Annotated in this window: 12 protein-coding genes; 4 read left to right on the top strand and 8 right to left on the bottom strand. The window is 59.6% G+C overall.

The window, feature by feature from the left end:
* Positions 1-2: 2 nt before the first annotated feature.
* The 6 genes from C2L65_RS42385 to C2L65_RS46895 form a co-directional block, all read right to left on the bottom strand.
* Complete coding sequence (locus C2L65_RS42385) at positions 3-1,790, bottom strand: acyl-CoA dehydrogenase (RefSeq protein ID WP_042312130.1); 1,788 nt, start codon at positions 1,788-1,790, stop codon at positions 3-5.
* Between the two features lie 32 nt (positions 1,791-1,822).
* Positions 1,823-2,755, bottom strand: coding sequence for an electron transfer flavoprotein subunit alpha/FixB family protein (locus C2L65_RS42380; RefSeq protein ID WP_042312128.1), 933 nt, complete (start codon positions 2,753-2,755; stop codon positions 1,823-1,825).
* Positions 2,756-3,505, bottom strand: a complete 750-nt coding sequence (locus C2L65_RS42375) for an electron transfer flavoprotein subunit beta/FixA family protein (RefSeq protein ID WP_042312127.1) — start codon at positions 3,503-3,505, stop codon at positions 2,756-2,758.
* Positions 3,506-3,538: 33 nt separating this feature from the next.
* The gene (locus C2L65_RS42370; RefSeq protein ID WP_042312126.1) at positions 3,539-5,179 is read right to left on the bottom strand and encodes an acyl-CoA synthetase; all 1,641 of its coding nucleotides are present in this window, start codon (positions 5,177-5,179) and stop codon (positions 3,539-3,541) included.
* A 190-nt stretch (positions 5,180-5,369) separates the two neighbouring features.
* Complete coding sequence (locus C2L65_RS46900) at positions 5,370-5,609, bottom strand: hypothetical protein (RefSeq protein WP_233446762.1); 240 nt, start codon at positions 5,607-5,609, stop codon at positions 5,370-5,372.
* Between the two features lie 336 nt (positions 5,610-5,945).
* Entirely contained in the window at positions 5,946-6,113 is a 168-nt protein-coding gene (locus C2L65_RS46895; protein WP_233446761.1) for a hypothetical protein, read from the bottom strand.
* A 257-nt stretch (positions 6,114-6,370) separates the two neighbouring features.
* On the opposite strand from C2L65_RS46895, the gene mgtA reads away from it, so the two are divergent.
* The 3 genes from mgtA (at position 6,371) to C2L65_RS42345 (ending at position 10,915) form a co-directional block, all read left to right on the top strand.
* Entirely contained in the window at positions 6,371-9,043 is a 2,673-nt protein-coding gene (mgtA, locus tag C2L65_RS42355; protein WP_081921222.1) for a magnesium-translocating P-type ATPase, read from the top strand.
* Between the two features lie 200 nt (positions 9,044-9,243).
* Positions 9,244-9,750, top strand: coding sequence for a universal stress protein (locus C2L65_RS42350; protein WP_042312124.1), 507 nt, complete (start codon positions 9,244-9,246; stop codon positions 9,748-9,750).
* A gap of 40 nt (positions 9,751-9,790) precedes the next feature.
* A complete protein-coding gene (locus C2L65_RS42345; protein WP_042312123.1) occupies positions 9,791-10,915 on the top strand; it encodes a lysylphosphatidylglycerol synthase transmembrane domain-containing protein in 1,125 nt (374 codons plus the stop codon).
* Here the strand turns inward: C2L65_RS42345 and C2L65_RS42340 are convergent.
* The gene (locus C2L65_RS42340; protein ID WP_042312121.1) at positions 10,912-11,151 is read right to left on the bottom strand and encodes a hypothetical protein; all 240 of its coding nucleotides are present in this window, start codon (positions 11,149-11,151) and stop codon (positions 10,912-10,914) included. The genes C2L65_RS42345 and C2L65_RS42340 overlap by 4 nt on opposite strands.
* An 881-nt stretch (positions 11,152-12,032) precedes the next feature.
* Here C2L65_RS42340 and C2L65_RS42335 point away from each other — a divergent pair.
* Positions 12,033-12,872, top strand: coding sequence for a universal stress protein (locus C2L65_RS42335; RefSeq protein ID WP_042312120.1), 840 nt, complete (start codon positions 12,033-12,035; stop codon positions 12,870-12,872).
* 170 nt (positions 12,873-13,042) lie between these two features.
* On the opposite strand, the gene C2L65_RS42330 is transcribed toward C2L65_RS42335, so the two are convergent.
* Positions 13,043-14,272 carry an AI-2E family transporter gene (locus tag C2L65_RS42330; RefSeq protein WP_081921220.1) on the bottom strand — a complete coding sequence of 410 codons (1,230 nt, stop codon included), beginning with the start codon at positions 14,270-14,272 and terminating at the stop codon, positions 13,043-13,045.
* Positions 14,273-14,513: the final 241 nt, after the last annotated feature.

The raw sequence follows: 14,513 nt of genomic DNA, 5'->3' as shown, positions 1-14,513 counted from the left end.
GCTCAGAACAGCGACTCGTCCAGTGCGAGAACCGAGCCCGCACCGTCGACGATTGCCGCGCGGAAAGCGTGTACCTCGGGCAGGACGTGTTCGGCATAAAAACGTGCAGTGACTTTCTTGGCCCGGTAGAAGTCGCTCCCGGGGGGCGCGTGCTTTTCCGCGGCGACCAACGCCGCACGGGCCATGAGCCAGCCCCCCGTCACCGTGCCCAACAACTTGAGGTAAGGCACCGCGCCGGCCGCAGCACTCGCCGGGTCGCGGTCGTAGGTCGACAGCAGCCACCCGGTTGCGTTTTCCAGCGCCACTGTGCCGCCCTGCAGCGACCCTGCGATGACGCGAAGTTCCCTGTCATCTGCAGCTTCGAGGGTGGCCAGCGTGCGGTTCATCTCGCCCAGCAGCAGTTTGACCGCGGCTCCCTGGTCGCGCGCTACCTTCCTGCCGATCAGATCGTTGGCCTGAATCCCGGTCGTACCCTCGTAGATCGTCGTGATGCGCGCATCGCGCATGTGCTGACAGGCTCCTGTTTCCTCAATAAATCCGACGCCACCGTGCACCTGAATCCCGGCGGAAGTGATGTCGACGGCGTTTTCTGTACACCATCCTTTGACAACGGGTGTCAAAAGATCCGTCATGGCCTGGCACTTCTGCCGCTCTGCTGCGTCGGGATGGGATTGCGCCTTATCCATCTGGGCAGCGACGAAATAAGCCAATGCGCGCATGGCTTCAATTCGCGCTTTCATGTCCATCAACATGCGCCGGACATCCGGGTGCTGAATGATCGCCACGGGGTCCAGGCTCGTCGCGCCGATGGGGCGACTTTGAATGCGCTCGCGTGCATAGCCAAGCGCCTGCTGATAGGCACGCTCGGAAATAGCCACGCCTTCGAGGCCCACATTGAGACGCGCATGGTTCATCATGGTGAACATGCACCCAAGACCTCGGTTCGCTTCGCCCACCAGGTAGCCAATGGCACCTTCATTCTCGCCGAACGCCATGACCGCGGTCGGACTGCCGTGGATACCCATCTTGTGCTCGATCGACGCGCAGATGAGATCGTTGCGCTCGCCCAGGCTGCCGTCGGCGTTCACCAGAAATTTGGGGACGACGAAGAGTGAGATCCCCTTCGTACCCTCGGGCGCATCTGGCAGGCGTGCGAGCACCATGTGGATAATGTTTTCCGCCATGTCGTGCTCACCCCACGTGATAAAGATCTTCGTGCCGCTAATGCGGTAGTGATCACCTTCAGGTGCAGCCTTGGTGCGGACAGCGGAGAGATCAGAGCCGGCTTGCGATTCTGTGAGATTCATCGTGCCGGTCCATTCGCCCGACACCATCTTCGGCAGGTAACGCTGCTTGTCCCGCTCGGAGCCGTGATGCGCGATGGCCGCCACCGCGCCGAGGGTCAGCATCTGGCAAAGTGAAAAGGCCATATTGGACGCTTTCCACATTTCGAGTACCGCCGTGGACACCAGGGACGGCAGACCCTGGCCGCCGAAGTCGGGGCTGCCCGGCATCGCGTTCCAGCCGCTTTCGACGAACTTGCTGTAGGCCGCCTTGAACCCGTCCGCGGTCGTGACGTGTCCGTTCTTGCAAGTGCAGCCCTGGCGGTCGCCTTGAGCGTTAATGGGTGCGAGAACCTCCGTCGCAAACCTAGCTGCCTCGTCCAGAATCGCTTCCACAACGTCGGTCGTCACTTCTTCATTGCCGGGTAACGCTGCGATTTCGGCAAGGCCAGCCAGTTCGTTCATCGCGAACAGCATGTCGCGCGTCGGTGCCACGTAAGTTGTCATGTTTGTGTCCTTCGCAGCGAGCCCGTCCGGGTTCAGTCAAGCAAGCCGCAGAGTTCGGGTAGTGCCTCGAACAAATCAGCCACCAGGCCATAATCCGCCACCTGGAAGATCGGTGCATCTCCATCCTTGTTGATAGCGACGATCACCTTTGAGTCTTTCATGCCGGCGAGATGCTGGATTGCACCGGAGATGCCGACCGCTACGTATAGATCAGGCGCCACGATCTTGCCGGTTTGGCCGACCTGATAGTCGTTGGGTACGAAGCCGGCGTCCACTGCGGCGCGCGAAGCGCCGAGCGCGGCGCCCAGCTTGTCAGCCAGCGGATCAAGCAGGCGGTGGTAGTTCTCGCCGTTGCCCAAACCCCGGCCGCCGGAGACGATGATTTTTGCGTCACCGAGTTCAGGCCGCGCCGACTTCGTCAGTTGGCGGCTTGTCAGTTTCGACAGGCCAAGATCGGGACCCGGGGGCAGCGCTTCGACTGTCGCGACACCGCCCGGGCCAGCGGCGTCGAAACCGGTAGTGCGCACCGTGATGACCTTTACCGCGTCGTGAGACTTGACAGTCGCGAGCGCATTGCCGGCGTAAATCGGTCGCACAAAGGTGTCGGCGGACTTCACTGCAACGATGTCGGAGATTTGCGCCACATCCAGTAGCGCGGCAACACGTGGCAGCATGTTCTTGCCGAAGGTGGTGGCAGGTGCCAGGATGTGGGTGTAACCGTCGGCATTGGCGATGACCAGGGCGGCGACGTTCTCAGCGGTCTGGTCGACGTAGTGCATGGCGTCGGCCACGCGCACCTTCTTGACGCCGTCGATCTTTGCGACTGCCTGTGCCGCAGCCGCGCAATCTCTGCCCGCTACCAGCACATGAACATCGTCGCCGATCTGCTTCGCCGCGGTGATGGCGTTTAGCGTCGCACCCTTGACCGACACGTGGTCGTGCTCCGCGATTACGAGGATAGCCATTCAGATCACCTTCGCTTCGTTCTTGAGCTTTTCGATCAACTGCCTGACGTCTGCTACGCGAATACCGGCAACGCGCTTGGCCGGCTCCGTTACCGCGAGGGTCTCCAGCCGCGGAGTGACGTCTACCCCAAGCGATTCGGGCGTGAGCGTATCGAGCGTCTTTTTCTTCGCCTTCATGATGTTGGGCAAGGTCGCGTAACGCGGTTCGTTTAGCCGCAGATCGGTGGTGACGACAACAGGGAGCTTGAACTCCAGCGTCTCCAGGCCGCCATCTATCTCGCGCGTGACCGTGGCCGTGTTATCCGCGACGACGACCTTCGAAGCAAACGTGGCCTGACCCCAGCCCATTAGCGCCGCCAGCATCTGGCCGGTCTGATTGGCATCATCGTCGATCGCCTGTTTGCCGCAGAAAACCAGTTGCGCCTGTTCCTTTTCGACTAGCGCCTTCACCAGTTTGGCGACGGCCAGCGGTTGAAGTTCGACATCTGTATCCACCAGAATGGCTCGATCCGCGCCAATCGCGAGAGCGGTACGCAGCGTCTCCTGGCATTTCGCAACGCCGCACGACACCGCGACCACCTCCGTCGCAATGCCCGCTTCTTTCAGCCGAACCGCCTCCTCGACGGCGATCTCGTCGAATGGGTTCATGGACATTTTGACGTTGGCGAGGTCCACACCGCTTTCGTCTGCGTTCACGTGAACCTTGACATTCGAATCAAGGACGCGTTTAACGGTAACGAGTATCTTCATGGTTCGCTCACTGCAGTGGCGGGTGTCAGTTCTTTAGAGCGCTTTGGCCTGTTCGCGCAAAACGAATTTCTGAATCTTGCCGGCCCCGGTTCTTGCCAATGGCCCGAAGACGATTTTCTTCGGCACCTTGAAGCGGGCCATGCGTTCCCGGCAGAATTCGATGAGTTCCAGTTCGGTAACCAGGCCGCCTTCCTTGAGTTCGACAAAGGCGCACGCTACCTCTCCCCATTTTTCGTCGGGTCGTGCCACCACCGCAGCGCCGATTACCGCAGCATGGCGATACAAAACATCCTCTACCTCGAGCGACGAGATGTTTTCACCGCCCGAAATGATCACGTCCTTGGAGCGATCCCTGATCTTGACGTAACCGTCGGAGTCGACCACCGCCAGATCACCACTATGGAACCAGCCGCCGGCGAACTCCTTTTCTGTCTCACGGGGATTCTTTAGGTATCCCTTCATAATCGGATTGCCGCGGAACATGATTTCGCCAATCGTCTGACCATCCCACGGCACGGGCTGCATGGTCGCCGGAACCAGCACCGTCATGCCCTCCTGCATGGGCGCCCGCACACCTTGGCGACCATTGAGTTCTGCGCGTTGTTCGAGAGGCAGTTTGCTCCAGCCATCCTGCTTCGCGCATACAGCGGCGGGACCGTAGGTCTCTGTGAGACCGTACACGTGGGTAATGTCGAAACCTATCCGCTCCATCCCCTCGATGACCGACGCGGGTGGTGCGGCGCCCGCAATGCAGCCGCTAACCCTCTGCTCGATACCAACACGCATTTCATCCGGCGCGCTGATGAGCATGCTGTGCACGATCGGTGCTGCACAGAAATGTGTCACCTTATGCCTCTTGATCGCATCGAAAATCGCTCTCGCTTCTACGCGACGCAAACACACGTTGGTGCCAGCATTCGCTGCCATAGTCCACGGATAGCACCAGCCATTACAGTGAAACATGGGCAGGGTCCACAGATAGACCGAGTGGTGCGGCATGCCCAAAGACAGGATGTTCGACACCGCATTGAGGTACGCGCCACGATGGTGGTAAACCACGCCCTTGGGATTGCCGGTGGTGCCGGAGGTATAGTTGAGAGCAATCGCATCCCATTCGTCTTCGGGCAACGACCACTCGAAGTTCGCATCCCCTTCGAGCAGGAACGCTTCGTAATCTTTTTCGCCAAGAAGCTTCCCACCTTGATGCTCAGGGTCATCGATGTCGATAACGAGCGGCCGCTCTTCGAGCATCGGCAAGGCGCGCTCCACAATGGCGGAATATTCCCGGTCGGTGATGAGGACCTTCGCTTCACCGTGCTGCAGCATGAATCCGATAGCCTCCGCGTCGAGGCGGGTATTCAGGGTATTCAGCACAGCGCCGATCATCGGCACAGCAAAATGTGCCTCGTACATAGCAGGCACGTTGGGCGCCATCAGCGCAATCGTGTCGCCGACCCCAATACCGCGCTTGCTGAGCGCCGACGCCAGACGCCGGCAACGGTTGTAGCATTCCTTCCAGCTGATTTGCCATTCCCCATGAATCACAGCGATGCGATCCGGATAAACCAGCGCAGCTCTTTCGATGAAGCTCAGCGGCGACAGCGGAACGTAGTTCGCGCAATTCTTGTCGAGTCCGAAGTTGTAAGGGTCGATATGCTTCACAACGGTCTCCATTCGGTGCGAAAGCCGCTCCCTGTCGATAGATAAGAACGAGGGGTACACCACGTCCTTATGATCAATCAAGACTTCCGCATTGAACGGCTGATCGGAACCATCCTGTTCCAGTAGTTTCACGAAAGTAAAAAATACGGTGCACGCAATTGCGAGAGAAATCAGTACGGTGCCGTACCGGATAGTCCTCGCCTCAATGCCCGTTGCAGAAAACGGCGGTAAGAAGAAGGGGCACAACTTCCCGGATGCCGGCGTCGCTGCCGGCCTGTCGTGCGAATACCTCCACTGACTCGGCGGCGCCGGTTACCACGACACCGTACGTTGATGCGGTCATGGGCTCACCGCTTCCTTGTTTGAACATCGGATCGCCCTGCTCATAGCCAAAGACTGCATAGACATGAAAGCCGAATGCCGTCAGGTTGCCGCCATGCACTGGTCGGAACGCATTGACGGAGTTCCTTCAATGCGCATTGGCTTGAATCGATAGACTGATCGTCCAGCAGCGATGCGATAAATCCGTGCGCACTCGATTTACAGTCGAGTTGTGGATCGATCGCATGGGCGCGGCTCGAGATTGGAGCGGCAAGCCCACCTAATGACGCAAGCACACTCAGCGTTCTGAATACAGACTTTTTCATCGTGGTAGCGCATAAATTGTTTGTCACGTCCGTCAGTTCGGGTACCAGCAGCGTGTGGTCGACGAGCGATCCGCTCGCCGGCATGTCCCGAAGCCAGGGCGCGTCGATGCGTGCGGAGGCCACCTCAGGCGTCAGGTCGAGCACTTCGCTATCGCGGGATGTTCTGCATGCGCGGCAGCGGCCTGCAATACGCTCAGATAGAGCTTCAGGTGATCGTTTGCCGCAAGGGCTGCCTTGATAAATCCGGGCATCAACAGACTGCGCTGCCCCATCACGGCGAGTGCCTGATTCTTTTGCATGATGGCGGCCTGTTGTTATGCGAGTGAACCCAGTCTCGACTGACCATGTGTCAGTTTCCTGACAGCCATCACGATGCCGCGACATTCGTTGATATGGACCCGTTGAGCGCCACTTACCCACGCGCGCGTCCGCTAAACCACCTAATCTTGATATATGCAACGGCCGCGCTGGGAGGGGACGTCCGTCGCAGAATGGCTTTGCATTTATCTTGCGGTCCGCGATCGGCACCGACGCTCACCTTCCGACGGGACTCCCCATGCCATATCTCGATGGTAAGTACGGCTTGCGCACCCTATTCCCACTCCCTGTCTGGCTGAGGCATTCATCGTCGCCGGCCGCAGCACCGTCGAGCGCGAGTAGCGACACGCTCGCCGAGTTCGCTCGCGTTTCACCTGGAGAAGCCCTACAGCGGTTGCATAGCGCGCTGGCGGGCCTCACGGCCGACGAAGTCACGCAGCGGCTGCGCACAACGGGCCACAACCAGGTGGCGCATGAGGTACGTCACACGATCGCCGGCGAACTCGCCAGCCGATCGCTCAATCCCCTGAACCTTCTGCTATTGTCGCTGGCAGTAGCATCATCTCTTCTCGGCGATCCACGCGCGGCGATCATGATTTCGCTGATGGTTCTCCTTAGCGTCTCGCTTGGCTTTCTTCAGGAGCACCGTTCGAACAAGGCGGCCGACGCGCTGCGCCGGATGGTGCACACCACCGCTACCGTGTGCCGACGGGAGACAGCAGATGGACACGACCACGTGGACGTCCCGATCGACCAGCTCGTGCCGGGCGATGTGGTCCTGCTTTCGGCGGGCGACATGATCCCGGCGGACGTGCGACTGCTCTCCGCAAAAGATCTGTTCATCAATCAGTCGACGCTCACCGGCGAGGCCATGCCCCTCGAAAAGGTGGCACAAACCCAGACCGGCGCGGCCGATACGCATTTCGATCTGCAGAATATCTGCTTCATGGGTAGCGCCGTCGTCAGCGGTATCGGTTGTGGCGTCGTCGTGCTAACAGGCGGGAGAACGGCCTTCGGCCACGTCGCGGGAATGATCGCCGCGCAACGTGTCCAGACGAGTTTCGACAAAGGCATCACGCGGTTCACCTGGCTGATGATAGGTTTCATTCTGGTGATGGTTCCCCTCGTGTTCGTGATCAACGGTATTTCGAAGGGAAACTGGTTCGAAGCGCTCCTCTTCGCTGTCGCGGTCGCGGTGGGGCTCACGCCAGAAATGCTGCCGATGATTGTCACTGTGAATCTCGCCAAAGGCGCCATGGCGATGTCGCGCAAGAAAGTCATCGTGAAACGCCTGAATGCGATCCAGAATTTCGGTGCGATGGACGTTCTGTGCACTGACAAGACCGGCACGCTGACGCAGGATCGCGTCATCCTTAAGCGTCACCTGGATCTGCAAGGTAACGAATCGGATAAGGTGCTGGAATATGCCTACCTTAACAGCGTTCACCAATCGGGTCTGAAGAACCTGCTCGACGTTGCCGTGCTGACGCACGTCGAGTTGCATGAGCAGCTCAAGGTGCACGAGCAGTACACCAAACTCGACGAGATGCCCTTCGATTTCGAGCGTCGCCGCCTGTCCGTCGTTCTCGCTCAAGCGGATGGCACCCACATCCTGATCTGTAAGGGCGCGGTCGAAGAGGTGTTCGCAGTGTGCAGCCGCTACGCGATCAACAGCGATACGGGGGTGCTTGACGACAGCCATTTCGCTACCGCGAAGCAAACCACTGCTGCCCTCAACGGAGATGGATTCCGGGTCGTCGCGGTCGCGTACAAGGAGATGCCGGTGCAACAGGCGACCTACTCGGTCGCCGACGAGGCCGATCTGACGCTCCTTGGCTACATAGCCTTTCTCGATCCGCCGAAGGAGACGGCTTCAGCTGCGATCGCTGCCCTGGAGGCAAGCGGCGTGAAAGTGAAAATCCTGACTGGCGACAACGACATTGTTACCCGCAAGATCTGTCATGAGGTCGGTCTTGGCGTGGATCGCGTCGTGCTCGGAAAGGAGCTCGAGCAGTTGACGCCCGGACAACTGGCGGATCTCGCCGAGACCGCTTCCGTCTTTGCCAAGGTGTCGCCGTCGCAAAAGGCATCGATCATCGACGCGTTGCATCGAAAGGGACACGTCGTTGGCTTTCTGGGTGATGGCATCAACGACGGCCCCGCGCTCAAGGCGGCGGATGTCGGTGTGTCCGTCGACAGCGCGGTCGACATCGCGAAGGAGTCGGCGGACATCATCCTGCTCGAGAAAAGCCTTGCAGTACTGGGCGAAGGCGTACTCGAGGGGAGAAAGGTGTTTGGCAACATCACGAAGTACATCAAGATGGGCGCGAGCTCGAACTTTGGAAACATGTTCAGCGTGCTCGGCGCCAGCGTCATCCTGCCATTCCTGCCCATGGCGCCGATCCAGGTGCTCACCAACAATCTGCTATACGACTTTTCGCAAACCACAATTCCGACCGACAACGTCGACGCAGAATATCTGAGGGTGCCACGGCGATGGGATATCGGCAACATCGTGAAGTTTATGCTGGTGATCGGCCCGATCAGCTCGATATTTGATTACGTCACCTATTTCCTGATGCTCCATTTCTTCAACGCGTGGGACAGACCGTCCCTCTTCCAGACGGGCTGGTTTGTCGAATCGCTGCTATCCCAGACATTGATCATTCATATTATCCGTACCGCCAAGGTCCCATTCTTCGAAAGTCGAGCGAGCCCCGCCTTGATTGCGACGAGCCTCATCATCGCCGCAGTCGGCATCGCCATCCCCTTCACGTGGGCGGGAGCGTTCCTCGGATTTACCCCACTGCCCCCCACCTACTGGGCCGGCCTCCTGTTGATCCTTGTGAGCTATGCCGTGTTGACGCATCTTGCGAAGATGTGGTTCGTTCGCCGGTTCGGACTGGATTGAATCTCGTACGGCCCCGTACCGATTCTTGTCACGATTGCGTGCACCCTCTACATAACCGCCACGTGTTTCAATTCCGGGGACTCGCGCTGCCTGCAATCTTAGAAACAGTCTTTTTTTCATCACACCAGCGACTCCCCTTACGGCTGCGGCGCAGATCAACTGCGCAACCGCGTCCGCCTGACAACAACCTTGAGGTCGATATGTATAAACGGATTCTGGTAGCGATCGACGGCAGCGAGACCTCCGCGCATGCCTTCGAAGCCGCATTGCAGCTCGCTCGCGAAAGCGACGCGCAACTGCAGCCTCTCTATGTCGTCGACAATCCGCTGATGGCCTACGATGCAGCCGGTTACGACCCTTCCATCCTGCGCGAAGCATGTCTCGAGGAGGGTCGCCTGCTTGCGGCCGAAGCACTGACTGCGATGAAGCGCGACGCCGTGGCAGGCACGCCGCTGACCGTCGAGGTCGATCGGCCCGGTCAGGATATTGCCGAACGTATCCGGCTAACCGCGAGCGAATTCAAGGCCGATCTCGTGGTGCTCGGCACGCATGGCAGGCGAGGCTTTCGACGATTTTTTCTCGGGAGTGTCGCCGAGCGCGTCGTGCGTAGCGCGTGTTGTCCCGTGCTACTGGTGCCGACCCGGCACGATCAGCCAACGTCCACGGCAGCCACCGCACGGGTACTTGCCGCCGACCAGTCGCTGTGACAGGCGCGTCCCCGATCGTCGCCTTGTCGCCTCGAATCCAATGAGCACTCCACGAACCCGCTGCGTCCATCCGCGCCTCGTGCAACACGACGACACGTTTGCGGCTCAGCCCCGCCCGGCGCCGTCCGCCGGGACGGGATTCGTGCGCGTTGCACCGGGTCTCCTCGGCAAGGCATCCCGGCTGCGCACATTCGCGCTCTGGGTAATCGGCCTGGCTGGCTTTTTTGCGGTCATTCTTGTGGTGCTGCATTTTGGCTCGATCCAGAAGATGCTCGAACTGGCGCGATCGTCGCGTCCGGGCTGGCTCGTCGTCGCTCTCCTCGCTCAGGGAGCAACCTACCTCAGTGCGGCCTTTGTGTGGCATCAGGCGTTGATGCGCGCCGGCCATCCGCTGCCGCTGCGGACCCTGGTTCCGCTCGGCATAGCCAAGGTCTTCACCGATCAGGTTCTACCGAGCGGTGGCATCAGCGGCACGATGCTGGTCGTCCGCGGGCTGATCAGGCGGCACGTGCCTGCTGGGATTGCGATGGCGGCCATGCTGGTCGGTCTTGTGTCTTACGACGGCGCGTATCTCATCGTTGTACTCGCCAGCGCCGGCGCGCTGTGGCTTCAGCATCGGATGAACCTCCCGTTGGTCGTCGGCGTCGCGATTTTTGTGATCGTCACGGTCGCGGTTCCGGCTGCCGTCCTGGGACTGAAACGATGGGGCGAGCGCAAGCCCATCGCCTGGATCGGCAAGTGCCTGGGCGGCACCGCCTTGCTCCAGGAACTAATCAATGCGCCGACCCAGCTGCTGCACAGCCCGCGCCTGCTCATGCAGACCGTGGGTCTGCAACTGGCCATCTTCCTGCTTGATGCGATGACGCTTTGGCTTCTTTTCAAAGCCATCGGCGAAGTACCCCCGCTCTGGGTCGTCTTCGTCAGTTTCGCCATTGCGTCGATGGTGGCGACGATTGGCCCGATTCCGGTTGGACTCGGGACATTCGAAGCCACGTGCGTCGGTATGCTGAGCCTGCTCGGCGTGTCGGTTGAAGCTGCGTTAGCCGGGACGCTCCTGCTGCGCGGCCTGACCTTCTGGCTGCCGATGTTGCCTGGCATCTGGCTGTCGCGGCGCGAGCTGAGCCTTACACCGGATGCGCCCGCCGGCGTTCATGCATCCCGCTAGTTTGCGCTGATCGTATGCGATGTCGTGAGACCGATCCAGTCCATCCCCTCCCGCAGCCCTTCAAGCACCGCCGCCTCCGGTGTGAGAAAGATCTGGTCGTGCGTGAATCCGCGCTTGACGTCGCCTGCCGGAGCGGCAATGTTCGTGCTGATCTGGCAACCAAATTCACCGCTCCCTGCGTGCGTCTGTGCCACCACGGTCCAGTTGCAACCGTTGATTTTGCCTGACAGGTCCATGAATTCTGCCCTGTATGATCCGTTTCCGTTCAACCTAAAGACTGTGCCCGCCGTTGATCAACTGATCCTCAAGGGCAAAGCGCTGCCAATCGCCGTGAATCACTGCGATGTGGTTCGGGCAAACGGAGGCTGCATGCTCGAGAAAACTGAGCGGGGGACAACGTAACGTCGTTCGCGCTGTTCTTGTCCAGTCCAAACGCGAAAGGGTTAATGTGCGTCACGAAGGCTTCCACTCGATTCGCGGTTGAGCGACAAAGTTGCGTTTCAGCCAGGCCATCCGGAACAGGACGGAAACAATCAACGCTCGTCTGCTGCAATCAGCGTCTACCTTGTATTTTTGGAGCGCCCCTTTTCGGCAATCACGCTGGCTGTGACGGCGCGGTGCGATCCATCACTTCGCGCGGCACTGAGGGCCGAAGTCGTAGACGAGCCCGCCGACTGGGGCGCCTATTGGGCATGCAAAACGAAGCGGGCGTGCAAAGCGTAGCGTACCCGTCCTGGCACGCGATCCAGGCTTCACGTTATCACAGATACCCTATACGCGGTTTCGACAGGAATCGGTACGCTTGCGTACCTGGTTCGAGCCAGAAATCACCGTTTGATCGTCTTGACGCACCTGCGTGTACGCGCAAGCACATCGATCTATGGCTTCATCGCTACATAAGGTCGCCATCAGCGAACGGCCCAGTGTTCGGACGATGAACCTCTTTGAAGCATTTCTCTTGAGGCGCTGTACGGTGTCGTACCGACGACCGCCCAATGTTGAGCGCATCGTCGCTTTGCCATCGACTGACCGTACGCGTTGGCGAAGCACTCTGCACGCCCACGCGTGAGCCCCCACACGCGGTCAGGTGATTTTTCTTTTTTCCTGAGCGACCACCATGGCCTATCGAAGCATCGTTGTTCGTCTTGACACTGGCGAGCATGCGCACCCCCGTCTCGAACTCGCGTTGAGCCTGGCGAGACGATTCGACGCGCATCTCACGGGCATGTACTCGTTTTTTATGCCCGATCCGCGTTTGTTGTATGTGATGGCCGGCTCGGCAGATTACTATGCGTCACACGAGCCAATGCGCACCGAGCGGCGTGCCGCACTAGAGCGTCTGTTTCGCGCGGAACTCGGCCGGGCCAACGTATCCGGCGAATGGATCGCTGTCGATCAATATCCGCCCGACGCTGTACCAAACCTTGGCCGATGTGCCGACCTCATCGTCGCAGGACAGGACGATCCGAACGATCCTGAGGCTTACGCTGGCGATCACTTTACGGAAAATCTTGTGATGTCGATCGGGTTGCCTGTACTACTGGTCCCATACACCCGTCCATCTGCCGCGCCTGGACAACACATCATGGTGGCTTGGGACGGCAGTCGCGAGGCAACCCGGGCCGCTCACGACGCGCTTCCATTCATGCGTCACGCAGCCCGGACGACCATAGTCACGGTGAACGGCGCGAAGAGCTACCCGTTTCGCAATCGTGTGTCCGGTGCCGACATTGCCGCGGTCATTGCACGGCACGGTGTCAATGTCGAAGTGGCTGTGATTGAAACTGGAGCCAGTATGTCGACTGGCGACGCCCTGCTGTCGAAGGTAGCCGACATGGGTGCCGACCTGCTCGTAATGGGCGCTTACGGCCATGCGCGCTGGCACGAGCTGATGATGGGCGGCACGACGCGTACGATCCTCAGTTCAATGACGGTACCCGTGCTAATGTCACATTGAAGACCATCGCAGCGAGGGCGCGTCGTTCGCACCGTCGCCGAATATACCGACGTTGTGACCGCTCTGCTGGAACGCCCATCACCGTCCGCGCGCCGAGCGCGTGCAACTCCGTCATAAGCTTCGCCGACCCGCGCGTGGCGGATCGCTCAGTGCGATCAACCCGGCCAGCTTCAACCGGCCCAATCGGTCGGGAGCGGGAAAAACGGATGCGCTGCGTCGGCGCCGGGGCGGCTGCCGTCGCTGCGTTCACAAGGGGTTTCCCGTATCGCACTGTCGCTGTCCGTACGGCTCACCTCTGCGAAAGTTTGCGATGACACCTCGGCTTCGCACTCCAACCGTTTCAGACGTTCTGGAATCGTTCTTTCGTCGCTATCGTCCACTACTGAAATGTCCCAGCAGGAGACAAATAGAGCGGCGATGAGCGGTCCAATCACGAACCCGTTGATTCCAAAGACGGACACCCCTCCGAGAGTCGAAATCAGTACAACCCAATCCGGTAACCGCGTGTCTTTGCCCACCAGAATCGGACGTAGTATGTTGTCGACGGCACCCATGACCAACGTGCAAAAGAGTAACAGCGCGATCGCCTTCCACAATGGCCCTGCGAGAAAGAAATAGACAGCAACCGGGACCCATACAAGTGCAGAACCGATGGCGGGCAGCAGCGAGAGGAACGCCATCAGCGTACCCCAAAGCAGAACGCCCTTGATGCCAAGCACGAAGAAAGCCAGACCGCCGAGCAACCCCTGTATAGTAGCCACGGCGACGTTGCCCTTGACAGTAGCCCTGACCACTGTGGCGAACCGACCGAGAAGCTTGCGCTTGTGTGCGTCGTCCAGTGGCACCGCATCGCGAATGCGCCGGGAAATCACGATGCCATCGCGCAACAGGAAAAAGACAAGGTATAGCATGACGCCAAAACCGATCGCAAATCGCAGCGTGTTTTGGCCGATCGTGACCGCCTGCGTTGCCATGAACTGACTGATCATTGCCGCCCCGTCGGCTAACTTCGCCTGCAAACCAGCAACGTCACCCAGTCCGACGTCGGCCAGCCATCGTTGCACGATCGAAGGAAGAGCATGCGTGGCCTTCTGGAAATACAGGCCGAAATCCCATTCACCCGTCTTGATCTGGCTATAGGCGAACGTCGCTTCCTGCGCGAGCGTACCGACCAGCAGTCCTACCGGCAGAATCACAATCAACACGCACAACGCGAGCGTCGTCAGCGCAGCTATATTTGGTCGATTGCCGAATGCCATTGTCAGTCTTCGCTGAAGCGGCTGGAAGAGGACTGCCAAAATGGTTCCCCAGAATATCGCACTAAAAAACGGCAGGAGAATCCAGACGAGTGCAAGCGACACCGCGAACAGCAGAATATAGAAAGTCTTCAGATTGCGCATATAGACACCCGGATAGAGGATACGCGGCGACGGTTTGACGCGACTGGCGGCAAAGAGACGTGGGAGGAACCATGGAAGCCGGCCCGCGGGCTGCAATGGATAGCATCGGCTCCCGCCAATGCTTCTGTCGGCCGCAATGCACGTTCCCGATGCACTTCCGCTGAGGTCCGCTGATTGACACCAGCAGTACGCCTCGAATCTGGGCATTCTGTCGCTCGGCCTGGAGACCACATCGTCGACG

The organism is Paraburkholderia terrae (assembly GCF_002902925.1).
Lineage (GTDB): Bacteria > Pseudomonadota > Gammaproteobacteria > Burkholderiales > Burkholderiaceae > Paraburkholderia > Paraburkholderia terrae.
Note: the sequence above shows the minus strand (reverse complement) of the source record. Positions and strands in the feature narration are given on the sequence as shown.

Coding starts and splice junctions, on each gene's coding strand:
- C2L65_RS42370 (WP_042312126.1), bottom strand. CDS start 5,179: ATGGAGACCGTTGTGAAGCATATCGACCCTTACAACTTCGGACTCGAC.
- C2L65_RS42380 (WP_042312128.1), bottom strand. CDS start 2,755: ATGGCTATCCTCGTAATCGCGGAGCACGACCACGTGTCGGTCAAGGGT.
- C2L65_RS42335 (WP_042312120.1), top strand. CDS start 12,033: ATGGCCTATCGAAGCATCGTTGTTCGTCTTGACACTGGCGAGCATGCG.
- C2L65_RS42345 (WP_042312123.1), top strand. CDS start 9,791: ATGAGCACTCCACGAACCCGCTGCGTCCATCCGCGCCTCGTGCAACAC.
- C2L65_RS42330 (WP_081921220.1), bottom strand. CDS start 14,272: ATGCGCAATCTGAAGACTTTCTATATTCTGCTGTTCGCGGTGTCGCTT.
- C2L65_RS46895 (WP_233446761.1), bottom strand. CDS start 6,113: ATGCAAAAGAATCAGGCACTCGCCGTGATGGGGCAGCGCAGTCTGTTG.
- C2L65_RS42375 (WP_042312127.1), bottom strand. CDS start 3,505: ATGAAGATACTCGTTACCGTTAAACGCGTCCTTGATTCGAATGTCAAG.
- C2L65_RS42385 (WP_042312130.1), bottom strand. CDS start 1,790: ATGACAACTTACGTGGCACCGACGCGCGACATGCTGTTCGCGATGAAC.
- C2L65_RS42340 (WP_042312121.1), bottom strand. CDS start 11,151: ATGGACCTGTCAGGCAAAATCAACGGTTGCAACTGGACCGTGGTGGCA.
- C2L65_RS42350 (WP_042312124.1), top strand. CDS start 9,244: ATGTATAAACGGATTCTGGTAGCGATCGACGGCAGCGAGACCTCCGCG.
- mgtA (WP_081921222.1), top strand. CDS start 6,371: ATGCCATATCTCGATGGTAAGTACGGCTTGCGCACCCTATTCCCACTC.